This is a genomic window from Marinobacter mobilis, assembly GCF_900106945.1.
GTDB lineage: Bacteria > Pseudomonadota > Gammaproteobacteria > Pseudomonadales > Oleiphilaceae > Marinobacter > Marinobacter mobilis.
On sequence record NZ_FNNE01000008.1, the window covers coordinates 108,072 to 124,136 of the forward strand.

The window sequence follows — 16,065 nt, forward strand, 5'->3', positions numbered from 1 at the left end:
GCAGTGCGGGGTTTTCTATGTTCGTTGCGCCGGGGACACTTCTATCTGAGCCAATCCTGAGGTTGGGCCTGATCCCGGCCGATTTATCAGGTTTGCGCAGCTTAGCAGAAGCGGCGATAGCTTACCTTCAAAAATGGCTGCCGAACATTAAGCAAACTGCTTGCCACTTTTATTTTGATGCTCCAGAACGGCGCAAGATCAGCATTCTTGGGCGTTTTTGGCGCTACCGTGGGAAGTGCGGCCGACGCCCGCTGTGTTGGAGTGATGCAAAATGGTGCAAAAATGAAGGTGAAGCACCAATATGGTGCAAATGTGCTGCAAGGGACTGTACGCACTATTTCTTCATATTCTCACCACCGAGTTTCAGCTATAATTCGCGCCGCTTTATTTGCTTCGTCATTAATGGTGGCGAAGAGGTCTGTAACACTGACAGACCAAACCCACTTATTTTGGATTTGAGACGGCATGCGTGAGGCTGGCTTCGCCACCTCCATGGGACCCTCTCAGGTCGTTACGCTTGCCGCAGGATACAGTTGTGATAGAAAAACTTCGTAATATCGCCATTATTGCCCACGTTGACCATGGCAAAACCACCCTGGTGGACAAGCTGTTGCGTCTTTCCGGTACGCTGGATCGCAAAGAGCTCGAAAACGAGCGCGTTATGGATTCCAACGACCAGGAAAAAGAGCGTGGCATTACCATTCTGGCGAAAAACACCGCGCTGAAATGGAACGGCTACGATATCAACATCGTTGATACCCCGGGACACGCCGACTTTGGCGGTGAAGTAGAGCGGGTGATGAGCATGGTGGACTGTGTGCTGTTGGTGGTTGATTCCATCGACGGTCCTATGCCGCAAACCCGTTTTGTGACCCAGAAGGCGTTTGCAGCGGGTCTGCGCCCGATTGTGGTGGTGAACAAGATTGACCGTCCGGGCGCACGTCCGGACTGGGTGGTTGACCAGGTGTTCGATCTGTTCGACGCCCTGGGAGCCACTGACGAGCAGCTGGACTTCCCGATTGTCTACGCCAGTGCCCTGAACGGTATTGCCGGTCTGGATCATGAGAATCTGGACGACAATATGGACGCTGTGTTCCAGGCGATCGTTGACCATGTGCCGGCGCCTTCTGTCGATCTGGACGGTCCTTTCCAGATGCAGATCTCCCAGCTCGATTACAACAGCTTCCTGGGTGTTATCGGCATTGGTCGCATCATGCGGGGCAAGGTCAAGACCAACACCCCGGTGACGGCAATCGGTGCTGACGGCAAGAAGCGTCAGGGTCGTATTCTCAAGATCATGGGGCACTCCGGTCTGCAGCGGGTTGAAGTTGAAGAGGCTCAGGCGGGCGATATCGTTTGCATCAGCGGCCTGGATGAGCTGTACATCTCCGATACCCTTTGTGACCAGTCTAACGTCGAAGCGCTGCCGCCTCTCACGGTGGATGAGCCGACCGTGTCCATGACGTTCCAGGTTAACGACTCGCCCTTCTGTGGTAAGGAAGGCAAGTACGTCACCAGCCGTAATATCAAAGATCGTCTGGACAAGGAATTGCTGCACAACGTTGCACTGCGTGTTGAAGAAGGTGACTCTGCGGACAAGTTCAAAGTATCCGGTCGTGGTGAGCTGCATCTGTCCGTGCTGATCGAGAATATGCGTCGGGAGAACTTCGAGCTGGCGGTGGGTCGTCCGGAAGTCGTCATTAAAGAGGTGGATGGCGTCAAGCAGGAGCCGTACGAGAATGTCATTATCGACATCGAGGAGCAGCATCAGGGTTCAGTGATGGAGCAGATGGGGCTGCGTAAGGGCGATATGACCAACATGACGCCGGATGGCAAGGGTCGTATGCGTCTTGAGTATACGGTTCCTGCCCGCGGCCTGATTGGTTTCCGGAACACCTTCCTGACCATGACCTCGGGCACCGGTATCCTGACCTCCACCTTCAGCCATTACGGCCCGATCAAGGTGGGTGAGGTGACCAATCGTCAGAACGGCGTGCTGGTGTCCATGGCGACCGGAACCGCGCTGACCTACTCGCTGGAAACTCTGCAGAGCCGTGGCAAGCTGTTCCTTGATCCTGGCCAGGAAATCTATGAAGGCCAGCTGTGCGGTATTCACAGTCGTGATAACGATCTGGTTGTTAACCCGACCAAGGGTAAAAAGCTCGACAATATGCGTGCTTCTGGCAAGGACGAGGTCATTGGACTGGTTCCGCCCATCAAGTTCACCTTGGAGCAGGCGCTCGAGTTTATCGATGACGATGAGCTGGTTGAAGTAACGCCCAAGTCGATTCGTCTGCGCAAGAAGCTTCTCAGTGAGAACGAGCGTAAGCGCGCTCACAAGAAGTAACGCTGGCGCGTCAAGCGAGCGGTAATGAAAAGGCGGCCATCAGGGCCGCCTTTTTCGTGTATGGCCTGCAGGGCAGGCGAGCGGATTTCGTGCCATACTCCAGCGATGACACTTTCTGTAACGCCATGGCCCCCGACATGCTGAATCTGTACCCGGATATTCAACCCAACGCCCGTCACCGCCTCAAAGTGGGCGGGGTCCACGAGTTGTATCTTGAAGAAAGCGGGAACCCGGCCGGTACCCCGGTGCTGGTGGTGCACGGTGGTCCGGGCGGGGGCTGTGAGGACTATTACCGGCGTTTTTTCGATGCGGAGCGTTACCGGATTATTCTGCTGGACCAGCGTGGTTCTGGTCGATCCACGCCGTTGGCGGAACTGGATAACAACACCACCGCTGATCTGGTGGCCGACATGGAACAGGTTCGCCAGTTTCTGGGCATCGACAAATGGCTGCTGTTTGGCGGGAGCTGGGGCTCGACCCTTAGCCTTGTCTACACGGAAGCCTACCCGGAAAGGGTGCTGGGATTGGTGTTGCGGGGCATCTTCCTGTGTCGCCCTGAGGACATTCGCTGGTTTTATCAGGAAGGCGCCAGCCGGGTTTTTCCGGATTACTGGGAGGATTACCTGGCCCCGATTCCAGTGGATGAACGCTCGGACATGGTGTCGGCCTACTACCGCCGGTTGACCAGCAGCAATGAACTGGAACAGATACAGGCTGCCAAAGCATGGTCGGTGTGGGAGGGGCGCTGTGCGACACTGCATCCGAACCCCGCGGTGGTCGATCGCTTCGGGCATCCCCATGTGGCCATCGCGCTGGCGCGAATTGAATGCCATTACTTCATGAACCACGCCTTTCTGGAGCCCGGTCAAATCCTGAAGGATGCCGCGGCGCTACAAGGTATTCCAGGTGTCATTGTTCATGGGCGTTACGATATGGTGTGTCCGCTGGATAATGCCTTTGCCCTGAGCAAGGTGTGGCCGGAGGCGGATCTGCGGATCATTCGCGATGCCGGTCACTCGGCGTCCGAACCCGCCATTGTCGATGCGTTGATTCGGGCAGTGGATGATGTCATGGCAAAGGTGGACAAGTCTGCGGGGTAGCTTCCACTATGGTGGTAACGGGCTGCCCTTGCGACTGTCAGGCGTGATGGCTAGAATCCTGCCTTCTCAGGAAGTTGCGGGATATGTATGAAAGGATTGATACAGCGAGTCACTCAGGCGAGCGTTTCCGTGGATGGGGAACGGATCTCCGAGATTCCGGCGGGATTGTTGTTGTTGCTGGGTGTTGAGCGCAACGATGGTCTTGGTCAGGTCGATGTTCTCTGCAAGAAAATACTTTCCTATCGAGTGTTCCCGGACGAGCAGGGGCGAATGAATCGCAGCCTGCGGGATATTGGCGGGTCCTTGCTTGTCGTTCCTCAGTTCACCCTGGCGGCGGATACCGGCTCCGGTACCCGTCCGGGTTTTTCAACCGCTGCAGAACCTGCGCGGGCTCGTGAGCTGTATTCCCGATTTGTGTCGCTTGCCAGAGAGGCTTTGGGTCGTGACCGGGTGGGGGAAGGCCGTTTTGGCGCTGATATGCAGGTCTTCCTGATCAATGACGGGCCGGTCACGTTTATGCTGGACGCGCCCGCGGTTTCAAAATAGGGCGCAACAGGTTAGAAGGGGCCAATTTGGTGCGTCATTTTGTCGGGACATCATTCGGCATGGCCCGCTCATCTTGTTTTAATATTTTATCTATCTGAAATATTACGGAAATATTTCACTTGGCCTCTGATTTGAATATGGCTTTGCCAACCTGTATGGCTATAAACCCGCCAAACTGTGTCACAAAACGGACTAAAAAAACCGGTATAAATGTTTGCAAATAGGAATTCTTTGTATTAAAAAAGGTTCATCACACAGCTCTTTAACTAAGAGTTGTAAGTGACTGACATAAAAAGAGTCGATGGTGGCATCGCCCAACGTGTAACGGACACAGAGCCGGTTGGGTGTGGGGTAGGCCGCGATGTTCGCAGGGTGGCTGCCCTAATACGGTTCGCGAGAACGCGTAGGTCTCCATTTACTATTTGTCACGAAAGTGACATGTTTACGACACACAATTGGGCGCGTTCTTGGCTTGATTGTTGAAGTCATTAGAAAAACGGGTAAAACCCGACGCTAAAACCTGAGTTAACTCAAAAAAGGAAGACGCAACATGAAAAAGACGCTCATCGCATCTGCTATCGCCGCGGCTACATTCTCCGGCGCAGCCATGGCCGAAGGTATGCCGACTGTTTACGGTAACATCCAGCTGGCAACCCAGTACACCGACGTTGAAGACCTCGGTCACGGTTCTGCTCTGGAAGACAACGGTTCCACCATTGGCATCAAGCACGAGCACGAAATCGCTCCGGGCATCACTGGCTTCTTCAAGGCCGAGCTGGAATTCGACGCTGACGACAAGAGTAGCAGCACTGGCTTGTCCAGCCTGGACGAGGCCTACATCGGTGTGAAAGGTGATTTCGGTAAGGTTTGGGTGGGTTCTGACGACTCCACTTACGAAACTGCCATCGACGAAATCGCCAACTACTTCGAGTACGGCGCTCTGAACCTGGGCGGCGAATACGAGACTGGTGAAGGCGACCTGATCCAGTACAGCTCTCCAAGCTTTGCAGGCCTGAAGCTGCACGGTGCTGTTCAGTACAACGGCGACGCTGAGAACGCTGAAAAGTCCTACCCGTACCAGCTGGCTGCTACCTATGAGATTGATGCTCTGGAAGTGGCTGTGGCTATGGACTCCAACGACAGCCCTGACGGTGTTAACAATGAAAACACCTACGGCCTGCGTGGTTCCTACGCCATGGGTGATCTGCGTCTGACTGCTCAGTACCAGGATCGTAAAGACGTAGGCGACGTATGGGGCGTATTCGGTGGCTACACCATGGGCGCCAACGTATTCGCTCTGTCCTACGAGATGGCTTCTGAGGACAACACTGATAACGAAGTGTCTACCATCTCTGCCCAGGCGCTGCACAACGTTTCCGACAACCTGTACGTATACGTTGAAGGCTACCTGACCAACCTGGACGACGGTACTAGCGACACTGACGTTACCCAGGCTGTTATCGGTGCTACTTACTACTTCTGATCCAGCCTTCTGCTGAGTTAGTTGAAGTAACAGAAACGGCGACCTTCGGGTCGCCGTTTTTTTTGTGTATGCTGGCGGGAAAATTCTCGGTAGCAAGGCCCGTCTTTTATGGCTCAGGAACTGGAAATAAAGCTTACCCTTTCTCCTGACATGTCCCGTCAGGCTCATCAATGGTTAATGGCGCAGCCAGAAGCTTCGGCAGGTGCCTGCAAGACATTGATCAACGCCTATTTCGATACCCCGCAGGCAGACCTGAACCAGCGCCGTGCGGCCCTGCGTATGCGCCAGGCAGGTGACCGAAATATTCAGACCCTGAAAACACAGGGCGAGTTCGTTAACGGGGCTCATCGCCGCCAGGAGTGGGAGTGGCCGGTGCCCACGACTGCACTTGATCTGTCCCTGCTGGCCGGTACGCCCCTTGCTGATGATCTGGATCTCTCTACCCTGACGGCGGTCTTTGAGACTAACTTCGAACGTCAGATCGTGATGTTGGACGATGGTGAGGCGTTGATTGAGTGTGCCTTCGATAGCGGTGAAATCAAGGCTGCAGGCCATGTCATGCCTCTGTGTGAACTCGAGTTTGAGCTGAAGTCCGGTGATGAGTCCCGGTTGCTGTATTGGGCTCGGCAGGTGGCAGAGCAAGTACCGTTTTTTATCAATCTGATCAGTAAGGCGGAGCAGGGCTATCACCTGGCAGGGCTGCATGAGCCTGAAGCGCTGGCCGACGACGCGGATGTTGTGACCCGTTTCTTTCATGGGGTGAGTGTACTTTGGCTCAACGGGGCAGTAACCAATGAGCTGGCAGTCGCTATGAGCGAGGTTGAGAGCTGTTTCAAGAATGTCGCTTCAGCTTCGGAAGCGTTGGCGTTTGAGCGGTTTAGGGCCGCCCCAGACCGAACGAAGGTGTTGAGCCTGGGAGCATTCCAGCTTGCCCTGTTGGGGTAACGCCTGCCTTGGCGCTATTACCAGCGATTGTGGTGTCAGATCAGGGGGGCGTTGTCGCAGTGGTATGGCTGCCGCGGAGCTCGATAGGTGCAGGGATGCGCTTTCGAGGGCGGCGCAAGACGCTCCCTAGGCTGCCGCGAACCGGAGTGATTCGGGCCTGGTCCAGCTAGGCGCTCCCATTACGTTCCTGCATTTCCTGCCACCTCTCAACAAACGCCCGGTATCGGTCCAGCGCTTCCTTGACGATCTCAAGGCTTGGTGTGTCCTTGGACTTCACGAGCACAATCAGGCCCTTACCCTCAATTTCCTTTGTAACCTCCGGGTGGCAAATCACTTCGTTGTCGTGATTGATGTAGGCCAGCGCGGTACCTATGCCATGGCGAATGAGCGCACTGACAATATCGGCCCAATTGAGGTCGTCGAGTACCAGATTGTAGCGGTGCGGATGATCTTCCTCGTAGTTGAACATGTCCTCCAGAACCCGCTCTGAGCCTGGGGCGACAACGGCCTTGACCATGATTTCCGGGTAGGTGCGAACGGGGCGGATCATGGTTTTAACGCCCAGTTGAGCGAACCGGGGCCGGTTTTCGTCCCGTACGATTTCGGCAATGACCCGATTGCCCAGGTTGGCTTCGCTCAGTCGGTGGCAGACATCAAAGGTGAGGCTGTCGGACGTGGGGTCGGATTCGTCATCCGCCAGAACCAGAATGTGGCGGGCATCGCCGGCGTGAGCGGCTTTCAGTGCGGCGCCGTCACTGCCGGTACCGTGGTAGTGAATCAGGCCGTTGTCTGCCAGTTCCGATGGCAACCCATTGGGGTAGGCGCGGGTCAGAATCAGGATGGGGACCGTTTCATAGCCAGGGACGGCGCGGATCTGCGAAGCAATGCGGGTGAAGTACTGCTCCCCGCCGTGCCGTGGGGTGTTGATGATCAGGATATGGTCTTTCATTTTGTAGATCCAGCGTCCGGTTAAGATGCGTTCCCTTCGGTAAAAACGGTACTCGATAAAGTCACTGATGATCAGGGTCATCAGTGTGATGGCTGCGACAAACATCACCAGTATGGTGCTGATTCGGCCGATGGCGGTCTGTGGCGCATAATCGCCATAACCCACGGTGACGACGGTGGTCATGGTGAGCCAGGCCGCCTCAAACAGGGTCAACTCCTCCACGGTCCACAACACCAGAGTCTGGCACACGAGCAAAAGCCCGAGGAACAGAAACAGTCGTTTCATCCGGGCACGGATGATGCCTGCCATCGGCAAATGCGACAATTGGTGTTCAGGGTTGAGAGGGCGTCGGTCTCGTTGCATGGTGGTCCAGTTGGTGCCTGCCCGACAGGGTCATCGCGGCAGTGGTTTTGTTGCTTGGCGGATCGTTATAAAGTATGAACGCTCAAGGGGAATATAACAGACAAACAGGGGTTTGCATTATGGCCGAGCCATGGGAAGGATTGCCTCAGCCGCTGGCTGATGAAGTGGCTGAAGCCTGGCCGACGGTATTTTCGTCAGGGCTTCCGGGATGGGTCGGCCGGGAATCTGGCGTGTCGGAAGCAGATCTGGCGCAAGCCTTTGCCCGCAGTACTTTCCTTCGTCAGGTGGTGGAGCAGGACCCTGATCTGGTGGCAGCTGCCTGGCAGGCGCAGCCGTTCAGTGAAGAGACCTCGCCGGAATTCCTTCAGGAGCGATGGCAGGACTACCTGTCAGTCGTGACCGACGAAGGTTCCCTTCAGCGTGCCCTGCGCCGATTCCGCAAGGAGAGCCAGTTCCGCATCATCTGGCGGGATTTGATGAACTGGGCCGATCTCGCCGAGACGGTGGCGGCCACCAGCGCCTTTGCTGACACCTGTATCCAGGCTGCACTGGACTGGTTGTATGCTGAGTGTTGCCAGCAGTTGGGAACACCCTATGGAACAGACCCCGAAACCGGTGAAACCATCGCCCAGCCGATGGTGGTGCTGGGTATGGGGAAATTGGGGGGGCGGGAGCTGAATGTCTCCTCCGACATTGACCTGATCTTCGCCTTCCCCAGCCATGGCGAAACCCAGGGCGGGCGTCGTTCTCTCGATAACCAGCAATTTTTCATCCGTCTTGGTCAGCGGTTGATTCAGGCCCTCGACCAGATCAATGCCGACGGCTTTGTCTTCCGGGTGGATATGCGCCTGAGGCCATACGGTCAGAGCGGTGCACTGGCGCTGAGCTTCTCCGCTCTGGAAACCTATTACCAGGATCAGGGCCGGGAATGGGAACGCTACGCCATGGTGAAAGCGCGGGTGGTGGCCGGCGATCAGCGGATGGGCGAAGTGCTGATGCGCAGCCTGCGGCCATTTGTTTATCGCCGCTACATTGATTTCAGTGCCTTTGAGTCCCTGCGAAATCTGAAGGCGATGATCAATCGCGAGGTGCGTCGCAAGGGCCTGGAGAATGACATCAAGCTGGGCGCAGGTGGGATCCGCGAAATCGAGTTTGTGGTGCAGGCTTTCCAGTTGATCCGGGGGGGCCGAGACCGGGAGCTTCAGCAGCGGGAACTGCAGGTGATCCTGACCGTGCTGGAGGAGCTGGAGTTGCTGCCACCCTCGGTGGTTGCTGAACTGCGAGAGGCCTATGTCTTCCTTCGTAACCTTGAACATGCCTTGCAGGGCATTGCTGACAAGCAGACCCAGTTGTTGCCGGATGCGCCGCTGGATCAGGCGCGGGTTGCCCTGACCATGGGTTTCCCGGACTGGGTTACGTTCAAGGCCACGCTGGATGAGCATCGCAGCAAGGTTGCGCGGCATTTTGCTGACATCATTACTGTGGATGACGATGACGGCACCAAGGATGAGCTTGACGAGGGCTGGGCCGCGTTGTGGCTCGGTGAGCTGGATGAACAGCAAGCTCTGCAATGGTTGCAGAGCCACGGTTACGAATCGTCAGAGGCGAGCCTGAAGGCGCTCGCGGACCTTCGTAACGGTCGCTCCTGCCAGACCATGCAGAGCCAGGGGCGGCAGCGGCTGAATCAGTTCATGCCGGTGCTGCTGGAAGGCGTGACCCGGGTTGACAACCCTTCCGAGACCCTGGCCCGGGTGTTACAGCTGGTGGAGGCGGTGCTGCGCCGGACGGCGTACCTGGTGTTATTGCTGGAAAACCCGGGCGCCTGTGGGCAGCTTATTCGCCTGTGCAGTGAAAGCCCGTGGATTGCCAGTCAGCTGGCAGAGACTCCGCTGCTACTGGATGAGCTGCTGAATGCTGAGAGCCTCTACCACCCACCGTCGAAGAGCGAACTTCAGGACGATCTGCGTCAGCAGATGCTGCGGATTTCCTACGATGACCTGGAAGAGCAGATGGAATCCTTGCGCCACTTCAAGAAGGCTCACGTGCTGCGGGTGGCTGCCTCCGAACTTCGCGGAACCCTGCCGTTGATGAAAGTCAGCGACTACCTGACCTGGATTGCCGAAGTGGTGCTGGATCACGTGGTGGAGGTGGCGTTTGCCAATCTGGTCAGCCGTCATGGCCATCCGCGCCGGGCGGATGGCACGGTCAGCGACACCGACTTCGCGGTGATCGGCTACGGAAAGCTGGGCGGCATTGAGTTGGGTTATACCTCAGACCTGGATCTGGTGTTCATCCATAATGGCGATCCGGACCAGTCGACCGATGGTGAGCGCGAGATCGATAACTCGGTGTTCTACACCCGTCTTGGTCAACGGATTGTTCATATCCTCAGTACCCAGACGCCCTCCGGGTTGCTGTATGAGGTGGATATGCGGTTGCGACCGTCGGGCAATTCCGGGCTGTTGGTCAGCACCCTGACCGCATTTGACCGTTATCAGCATAACGATGCCTGGACCTGGGAACATCAGGCCCTGGCCCGGGCGAGGGGCGTTGCCGGAGACAGTGATGCTCTGGCTGCATTTGAAGCGGTGCGTCACGATATCCTCTGCCAGCGCAGGGATCAGGAAAAGCTCCGCTCAGAAGTGGTGGATATGCGGGAGAAGATGAGGGTTAACCTTGGTACTCCGATATCGGCCGGCGAACCGCCGGCGGTGTTTCATATCAAGCACGACAGGGGGGGTATCGTGGACATTGAGTTCATGGTGCAGTATCTGATGCTCGCCCACAGCGCCAATCACCCGGAACTGACCCGCTGGTCTGACAACATTCGCCAGTTGGAGGAGTTGGGGAGGGCCGGTGTGTTGCCGGTCGAAGACACCGAGCAGTTGCGGGAAGCCTACATAACCCTGCGCTCAACGATTCACCGGCGAGCCCTGCAGAAAATGAACAGCCAGGTTGAAGGCGGAGCCTTTCCTGAAGAGCGAAAGTACATCCAGTCGGTGTGGAAACGCGTGATGGAAGGCTGAGCCGGCTCACTGTCGGACGCTGTAACGGGCCGCTTCGTACCGGAGATTTTTCCTGCTAGAATGCCTGTTTTCCCGAATTTGCCTTTTTAGGAGCACACATAATGTCGATGGCGGATCGCGATGGTCTGATCTGGCTGGACGGTGAAATGGTTCCCTGGCGTGAAGCCAAAACCCACGTCCTCACCCACACTCTCCACTACGGACTCGGTTGTTTTGAGGGCGTGCGTGCCTACAACACCGACCAGGGTGCTGCGATTTTCCGTCTGCAGGAACACACCGATCGCCTGTTCCGCTCCGCACACATCCTGAATATGAAAATGCCGTTCAGCAAAGATGAGCTGAATCAGGCCCAGTGTGCGGCTGTGCGTGAGAATAATCTCGACGAAGCCTATCTCCGTCCGATGGTGTTCCTCGGTTCTGAAGGTATGGGGCTGCGTGCCGATAACCTGCAGGTGCACGTCATGGTTGCCGCCTGGAGTTGGCCGTCCTACATGTCGCCTGAAGCCCGAGAGCAGGGAATCAAGGTCCGTACATCGTCCTATACCCGCCATCATGTGAACATCACCATGTGTAAGGCGAAGGCCAACGGCAACTACATCAACTCCATGCTGGCCCTGAACGAGGCCATTGCCAGTGGTTGCGAAGAGGCACTGTTGCTGGATAACGAAGGTTATGTGGCTGAAGGTTCGGGGGAAAACATCTTCATCCTGCGGGATGGTGTGCTGCATACCCCAGAACTGACTTCTTGCCTGGAAGGGATCACCCGCCAGACCATCATCGAGTTCTGCAAAGAGCTGGGTGTACCGGTGCGTGAGCGCCGAATCACCCGTGATGAGGTCTACATCGCCGACGAAGCTTTCTTCACCGGTACCGCCGCCGAGGTTCTGCCGATCCGCGAACTCGATGGCCGTACCATCGGCGCAGGCAAGCGCGGCCCGCTGACTGAAAAACTGCAGACAATGTATTTCGATGCGGTAAAAGGCAAGCGTGAAGCCAACAAGGATTGGCTGACGCTGGTGAAGGGGTGACGCCAGAGACTTTCTGTTTCTCGTATGGGTGAGTCCATCAAGGCTTCACCTGTCAGGAATAGCCGGGCAGATCGATGCCCGGCGTGTTTCATTCCAGAGGCGCTCTAGGCGAGCTAACGTAGCGATATCTCCGAGGGGCATGGGTGGCCGAGATCGTTTCAGTTCCGGAAGACTCTGGGCGGTACCTGGTTTGTTCCCGTTACCGCGGGCAATTCCAGCCGGGTTGGTTTTCTCCGGAGTTCTGGCAGCCGTCAATAATGCCCGTCAGCAGTGGCGGTCGTGGTAGTGCCTGGTTTATAGACTCTCCTGACGGGCCGTGGGTTCTGCGGCATTATCTCCGCGGTGGCCTGATCGCCCGGGTCCTGTCGCACCATTACCTCTATACCGGGGGCAGTCGCGTACGTTCATTTCAGGAGCTTGAGTTGCTGGAACAGATGTACGGTGAAGGTCTACCCGTTCCCGAGCCCATTGCTGCTGTCTGCAATCGTCGTTGGGGGCTGTATTACTCCTGTGCCATCCTGATGAAACGCTTACCGGGTACGGTGCCCATGGGGGACCTGCTGGAAACGCTACCGTTATCCCGCTGGCGTGACGTGGGGGCGGTGATACGGCGCTTCCATGAGCGGAACGTCAATCATGCCGACCTTAACTGTTTCAATATTCTTATCAGCGAAGAGAACATCTACGTTATCGACTTTGACAAAGGTCGGCGTGTCCCGGCTTCGGAGCCCGAGGTGGCCTGGAAGCGGGCTAATCTGGAGCGCCTCAAGCGATCCGTCGTCAAGGTTATCGGTGCCGATAACTCCGAACTGAACAGCCGGTGGTCATCGCTGTTGGCGGGGTACCACCAAGCCTGATTCACATCTCTCTGAAATGATTCGATGTTGACTTGCCTTTCTACTAATCAAAACAGACTGTTGAGGCTGTAATGGAAACTTCTCAAGGGAAGCGGATTCTTTACGAGGCCCGCTGCCTGCTTGCCCTGTTACCCATGATCTATGTCCTCACGTTGATGTGGTGGATTCCTGAAGGGGCAAAGTACGTGCCGGGGTTAACCCTGTTTTCACTGTTGTTTTACCCCTTGTTGGGTGGCCGCTTCGAACGTGAAAAGGAGCTTTTGGACAAGCAGAGGCCCTTGTTGTTTGGTCTGTGGGGCGTAGTGCTTACCGGAGGGTTGGTGTATGCCCTGAAGGGGAGTAGCTGGTCCGAATTGAGGGCCTTTCTGGCTGCCGCGCTCTATTTGACAGTATTTCGGGGTGTCCGTGTGCCGCGGATGTCTCTGCTTGCGGTTCTTGTGATTTCGGCGATTGGATTCGCAGTGCACGGCTATTACCAGTACTCCCATGGGGTTTTTCGGGTACATGGGTTTATCAATCCGATTCCCTATGCAACGGCGGTGGGTGCGCTGTCGCTGGTGTGCCTGGCGTTGGCCGTGTTCGGCAGGGTTCCTGCCTGGCAGCGGGTGGTGTTTACCTTGGCTGGCCTGGCGACTGCGGTAACCGTAATGATGACGCGAACCCGGGGCGTCATTATCCCCTTCATTATCATTGTCTGTGGGGTGTTTGCCGTACATTACCTGCTGACGCATAGAGGGAAAGTCTCCCGTTCGCTGGTGGTGAGCCTGCTGTTGGTTTCCGGGTTGGCAGTCTTTGCAGGCTCCATGATGGAGGGCCGGATCCAGCAGACCATGAATGAATATGAGTCGATTGTGGATGGCAACTATGGCGGGTCGATCGGGGTAAGGCTGCAGCTGTGGCTCTCGGCCCAGCATCTGGTGGCTGATGCACCTGTGATCGGTCATGGCAGTGACTATCGAGAGGCGCTTGAGCAGCTCTATGAAGAAGGAAAGATTGAGGTAGGCCTCTACCGTTTCGGTGCGAACCACTTCCACAATCAGTACGTCGATGCCCTGGTCAAGAAAGGTGTGCTGGGCTTGGTCGCGCTGCTGTTATTACTGCTGGCAACGGTCAGATTGGCATGGGCATCACCGAGTGGTGACTGGCGGCGTTATGGGGGGCTGGTTATTACTCTGATGTTTGCGACGGCTGCCCTGACCGACGTCCCCCTGGTGCATGCGGAAACGATCTTTCTGTTTCTGACCCTGACGATCGCGATTGGTGCTGTCGCTGATCGTAAGGAGAGGGGAGACCGATCCGGCGTAATCACCCTTTCCTGAGCCTGACGCTGGTTTCCAGTCGTGTCGGGAATACATGGATCAGCCGGGTCAGGAACAGTTTCAGCCGGTGCAGGGCGGTTACATCGGGGCGGTAATCCGGCTGGCAATACCTGCGGTAGAGGTCCTTCCATTCAAAGAACTGCCACTGTGCGCATTTCCCCTTGGTTCGTGCGATACGGGCGTTGCCAGAAAACTTCTGGCACAGGCCCAGCCCTATGTCTTCAGGAGAACCGATGACCAGGTTGTTGGCGTAGCACTGGTCGGACTGTGCAAGTACCTCAGGACGATTGTCCAGCAGGCCTGTCAGCCTGATGTCCGGGTATACTTTGTTGAGGGTGCGAAGCCAGAACATCTGGGTGCAATCAATAGGGAAACCGCCTGGACCGCCACGGTTGCTGGCAGCCTGTGAAAGGGGCAGGTCTTCCAGCAGTTGAAGATCCCAGATTCTGAGAAGGTCTTCGGTCAATCCATAGTAGAAAAAATCACTCAGGTGGAAAGCCACCTGAAAGCCTTTGGCATAGCGACGGGTAAATACGTTGCTGACGACTACCCGTTCCCTGAGAAAACGAAGTGACTCGCCCCGCTCCGGAAACTGCTGTTGCAGAGCAACAAAGGCGTTGCCGGTAAGAAAGTTGTCGCTACGCAGCTTGATGGCATAAGGTGTCTTGACCTGCTTCAGGCCCGCCAGGGTTGATACGATCTGGCGGTTGTTATTGTAGTACTGGGGACTGCCATCTTTATGAAAGTTCCGGATGTTGGGGCCAGGGTCTGGTGAAATGACAAGTTCGTCATAGTCCAGGCCGTCCAGTTCCTGATCAGGCCATGTCGATAGAATGACTGTTGCGCCGGGCAGGTACGTCCGGACGGATTCAAGGCATTTCTGGGTAATACCTGCTTCCTGCTCACGGTCCTGAAACGTCTGGACCGGCCCCTGCACCACTACGGTAATGTCCTCAAAGCGTGTCATGGATGTCACTCGTTGATCTGTTCAGCATAGCGTTGGTATTGGTCCGCAATCAGTCGGTAGTCGAGGAACCTGACGTTCTCTTTACTGACAACCGGGGGGGCCAACAGGATGTCGTCAATGGCCTTTGCGAGGGCGTCGATATCGCCACGTGGGACGATCCAGCGGCTCAGTTCTCCGTTGAGAAGTTCGTTGGAGCCACCCGCATCAGTGGCGACCACAGGGGTTCCAGCGACCAGGCTTTCTACGATCACAGTCGGTAAGCCTTCAACATCAGAGCTGGATACATACAGTTTGGCATGGCTGAACGCGGGTAGAATATCTGGGCAAAAACCGGCAAAGATCACATGTTCCGAAATGCTGAGTTGGTCCGCCAGCGTTTTCAGTTTGCCCAATAACTTCCCATCACCAAATATCACCAGAGGATAATCTTTGCGGGTTTTTGCGTAAGCCCTTAACAGGACATCGAAGCGCTTTGTGCGATCCGGCCGGCCGGCGGCCATTAGATAGCTGTCGGGCAGCCCTGCCGGTGCTGGTTGGCTCATTTCCTGTCGCAGGCGTTCGAAATCAAAGCCATTGTGTATGGTTTTAATGCTCTGAGGGCGAGCGCCGATTTTTTGCACCATGTCGCTGGCGACATCGTCCGATACCGTTAGCAATTTTTTGCCACTGTAGATCTTTCGGTACAGCCAACGATAAAACGGCTTTTTCAGACCGCGGTGACGGCTGATGAAATTCTCATATTTGCAGCTATGCACAATGACGTAGTTGCGGCCGATACCGGCATGCATCGGAATGCAACTTTGCCCATGGTAGAACACCGCATTGTAGTCAGCTGATTGCAGAGACTGCTTCAACTGCCTCGAGAAAAGCTTACTGAACAGATAGTAGTATCCATGCTTGCCAAAAATCGCAGTAAAAAGCTTGGAGAACAGTTTGCTGGCGCGGTGGTCTTTGCAAAGGCCAAAAATGGGAAGGAATTTGTCATTGCCTTGTAAGGGGCCAGGGTCTTCCCAAAAAATACAGTCAACGTCTACACGCCGGCGCCGGAGCTCATTGGCAACATCCAGCGTTACCCGATAGAGCGATTGTTCGTAAGTCGATCCACCCAGAATAAAGGCGATTTTCATGCGGATTC

13 protein-coding genes are annotated in these 16,065 nt (G+C 55.9%); 10 read left to right on the forward strand and 3 right to left on the reverse strand.

What is annotated here, in order from left to right; translation table 11 throughout:
* Positions 1–17: 17 nt before the first annotated feature.
* The 6 genes from BLV11_RS18230 (at position 18) to BLV11_RS13465 (ending at position 6,421) form a co-directional block, all read left to right on the forward strand.
* Entirely contained in the window at positions 18–473 is a 456-nt protein-coding gene (locus BLV11_RS18230) for a hypothetical protein (RefSeq protein WP_139173239.1), read from the forward strand.
* Positions 474–535: 62 nt separating this feature from the next.
* A complete protein-coding gene (gene typA / locus BLV11_RS13445; RefSeq protein WP_091815317.1) occupies positions 536–2,347 on the forward strand; it encodes a translational GTPase TypA in 1,812 nt (603 codons plus the stop codon).
* Positions 2,348–2,484: 137 nt separating this feature from the next.
* Positions 2,485–3,447, forward strand: coding sequence for a prolyl aminopeptidase (pip, locus tag BLV11_RS13450; protein WP_091815736.1), 963 nt, complete (start codon positions 2,485–2,487; stop codon positions 3,445–3,447).
* Positions 3,448–3,534: 87 nt separating this feature from the next.
* The gene (gene dtd, locus BLV11_RS13455) at positions 3,535–3,993 is read left to right on the forward strand and encodes a D-aminoacyl-tRNA deacylase (protein WP_091815320.1); all 459 of its coding nucleotides are present in this window, start codon (positions 3,535–3,537) and stop codon (positions 3,991–3,993) included.
* A gap of 550 nt (positions 3,994–4,543) precedes the next feature.
* Positions 4,544–5,476, forward strand: coding sequence for a porin (locus BLV11_RS13460; RefSeq protein WP_091815323.1), 933 nt, complete (start codon positions 4,544–4,546; stop codon positions 5,474–5,476).
* A gap of 108 nt (positions 5,477–5,584) precedes the next feature.
* Positions 5,585–6,421 carry a CYTH domain-containing protein gene (locus BLV11_RS13465; RefSeq protein WP_091815326.1) on the forward strand — a complete coding sequence of 279 codons (837 nt, stop codon included), beginning with the start codon at positions 5,585–5,587 and terminating at the stop codon, positions 6,419–6,421.
* Between the two features lie 166 nt (positions 6,422–6,587).
* Here the strand turns inward: BLV11_RS13465 and BLV11_RS13470 are convergent, their stop codons facing one another.
* On the reverse strand, positions 6,588–7,733 hold the full coding sequence (locus BLV11_RS13470) for an ion channel (RefSeq protein WP_091815329.1): 1,146 nt from the start codon (positions 7,731–7,733) through the stop codon (positions 6,588–6,590).
* A 119-nt stretch (positions 7,734–7,852) separates the two neighbouring features.
* Between BLV11_RS13470 and glnE the strand changes: the two genes are divergently transcribed.
* The 4 genes from glnE to BLV11_RS13490 all read left to right on the forward strand — a co-directional run bounded on the left by glnE (position 7,853) and on the right by BLV11_RS13490 (position 13,963).
* On the forward strand, positions 7,853–10,759 hold the full coding sequence (glnE, locus tag BLV11_RS13475; protein ID WP_091815335.1) for a bifunctional [glutamate--ammonia ligase]-adenylyl-L-tyrosine phosphorylase/[glutamate--ammonia-ligase] adenylyltransferase: 2,907 nt from the start codon (positions 7,853–7,855) through the stop codon (positions 10,757–10,759).
* Positions 10,760–10,860: 101 nt separating this feature from the next.
* On the forward strand, positions 10,861–11,787 hold the full coding sequence (locus tag BLV11_RS13480) for a branched-chain amino acid transaminase (RefSeq protein WP_091815339.1): 927 nt from the start codon (positions 10,861–10,863) through the stop codon (positions 11,785–11,787).
* Between the two features lie 143 nt (positions 11,788–11,930).
* Positions 11,931–12,644, forward strand: a complete 714-nt coding sequence (locus BLV11_RS13485; protein WP_091815342.1) for a 3-deoxy-D-manno-octulosonic acid kinase — start codon at positions 11,931–11,933, stop codon at positions 12,642–12,644.
* A gap of 71 nt (positions 12,645–12,715) precedes the next feature.
* Positions 12,716–13,963: an O-antigen ligase family protein gene (locus BLV11_RS13490; protein ID WP_091815345.1), complete on the forward strand. Its 1,248-nt coding sequence runs from the start codon at positions 12,716–12,718 to the stop codon at positions 13,961–13,963.
* On the opposite strand, the gene BLV11_RS13495 is transcribed toward BLV11_RS13490, so the two are convergent.
* Complete coding sequence (locus tag BLV11_RS13495; protein WP_091815348.1) at positions 13,950–14,930, reverse strand: WavE lipopolysaccharide synthesis family protein; 981 nt, start codon at positions 14,928–14,930, stop codon at positions 13,950–13,952. The genes BLV11_RS13490 and BLV11_RS13495 overlap by 14 nt on opposite strands.
* Before the next feature lie 5 nt (positions 14,931–14,935).
* Entirely contained in the window at positions 14,936–16,057 is a 1,122-nt protein-coding gene (locus BLV11_RS13500; RefSeq protein WP_091815352.1) for a glycosyltransferase, read from the reverse strand.
* Positions 16,058–16,065: the final 8 nt, after the last annotated feature.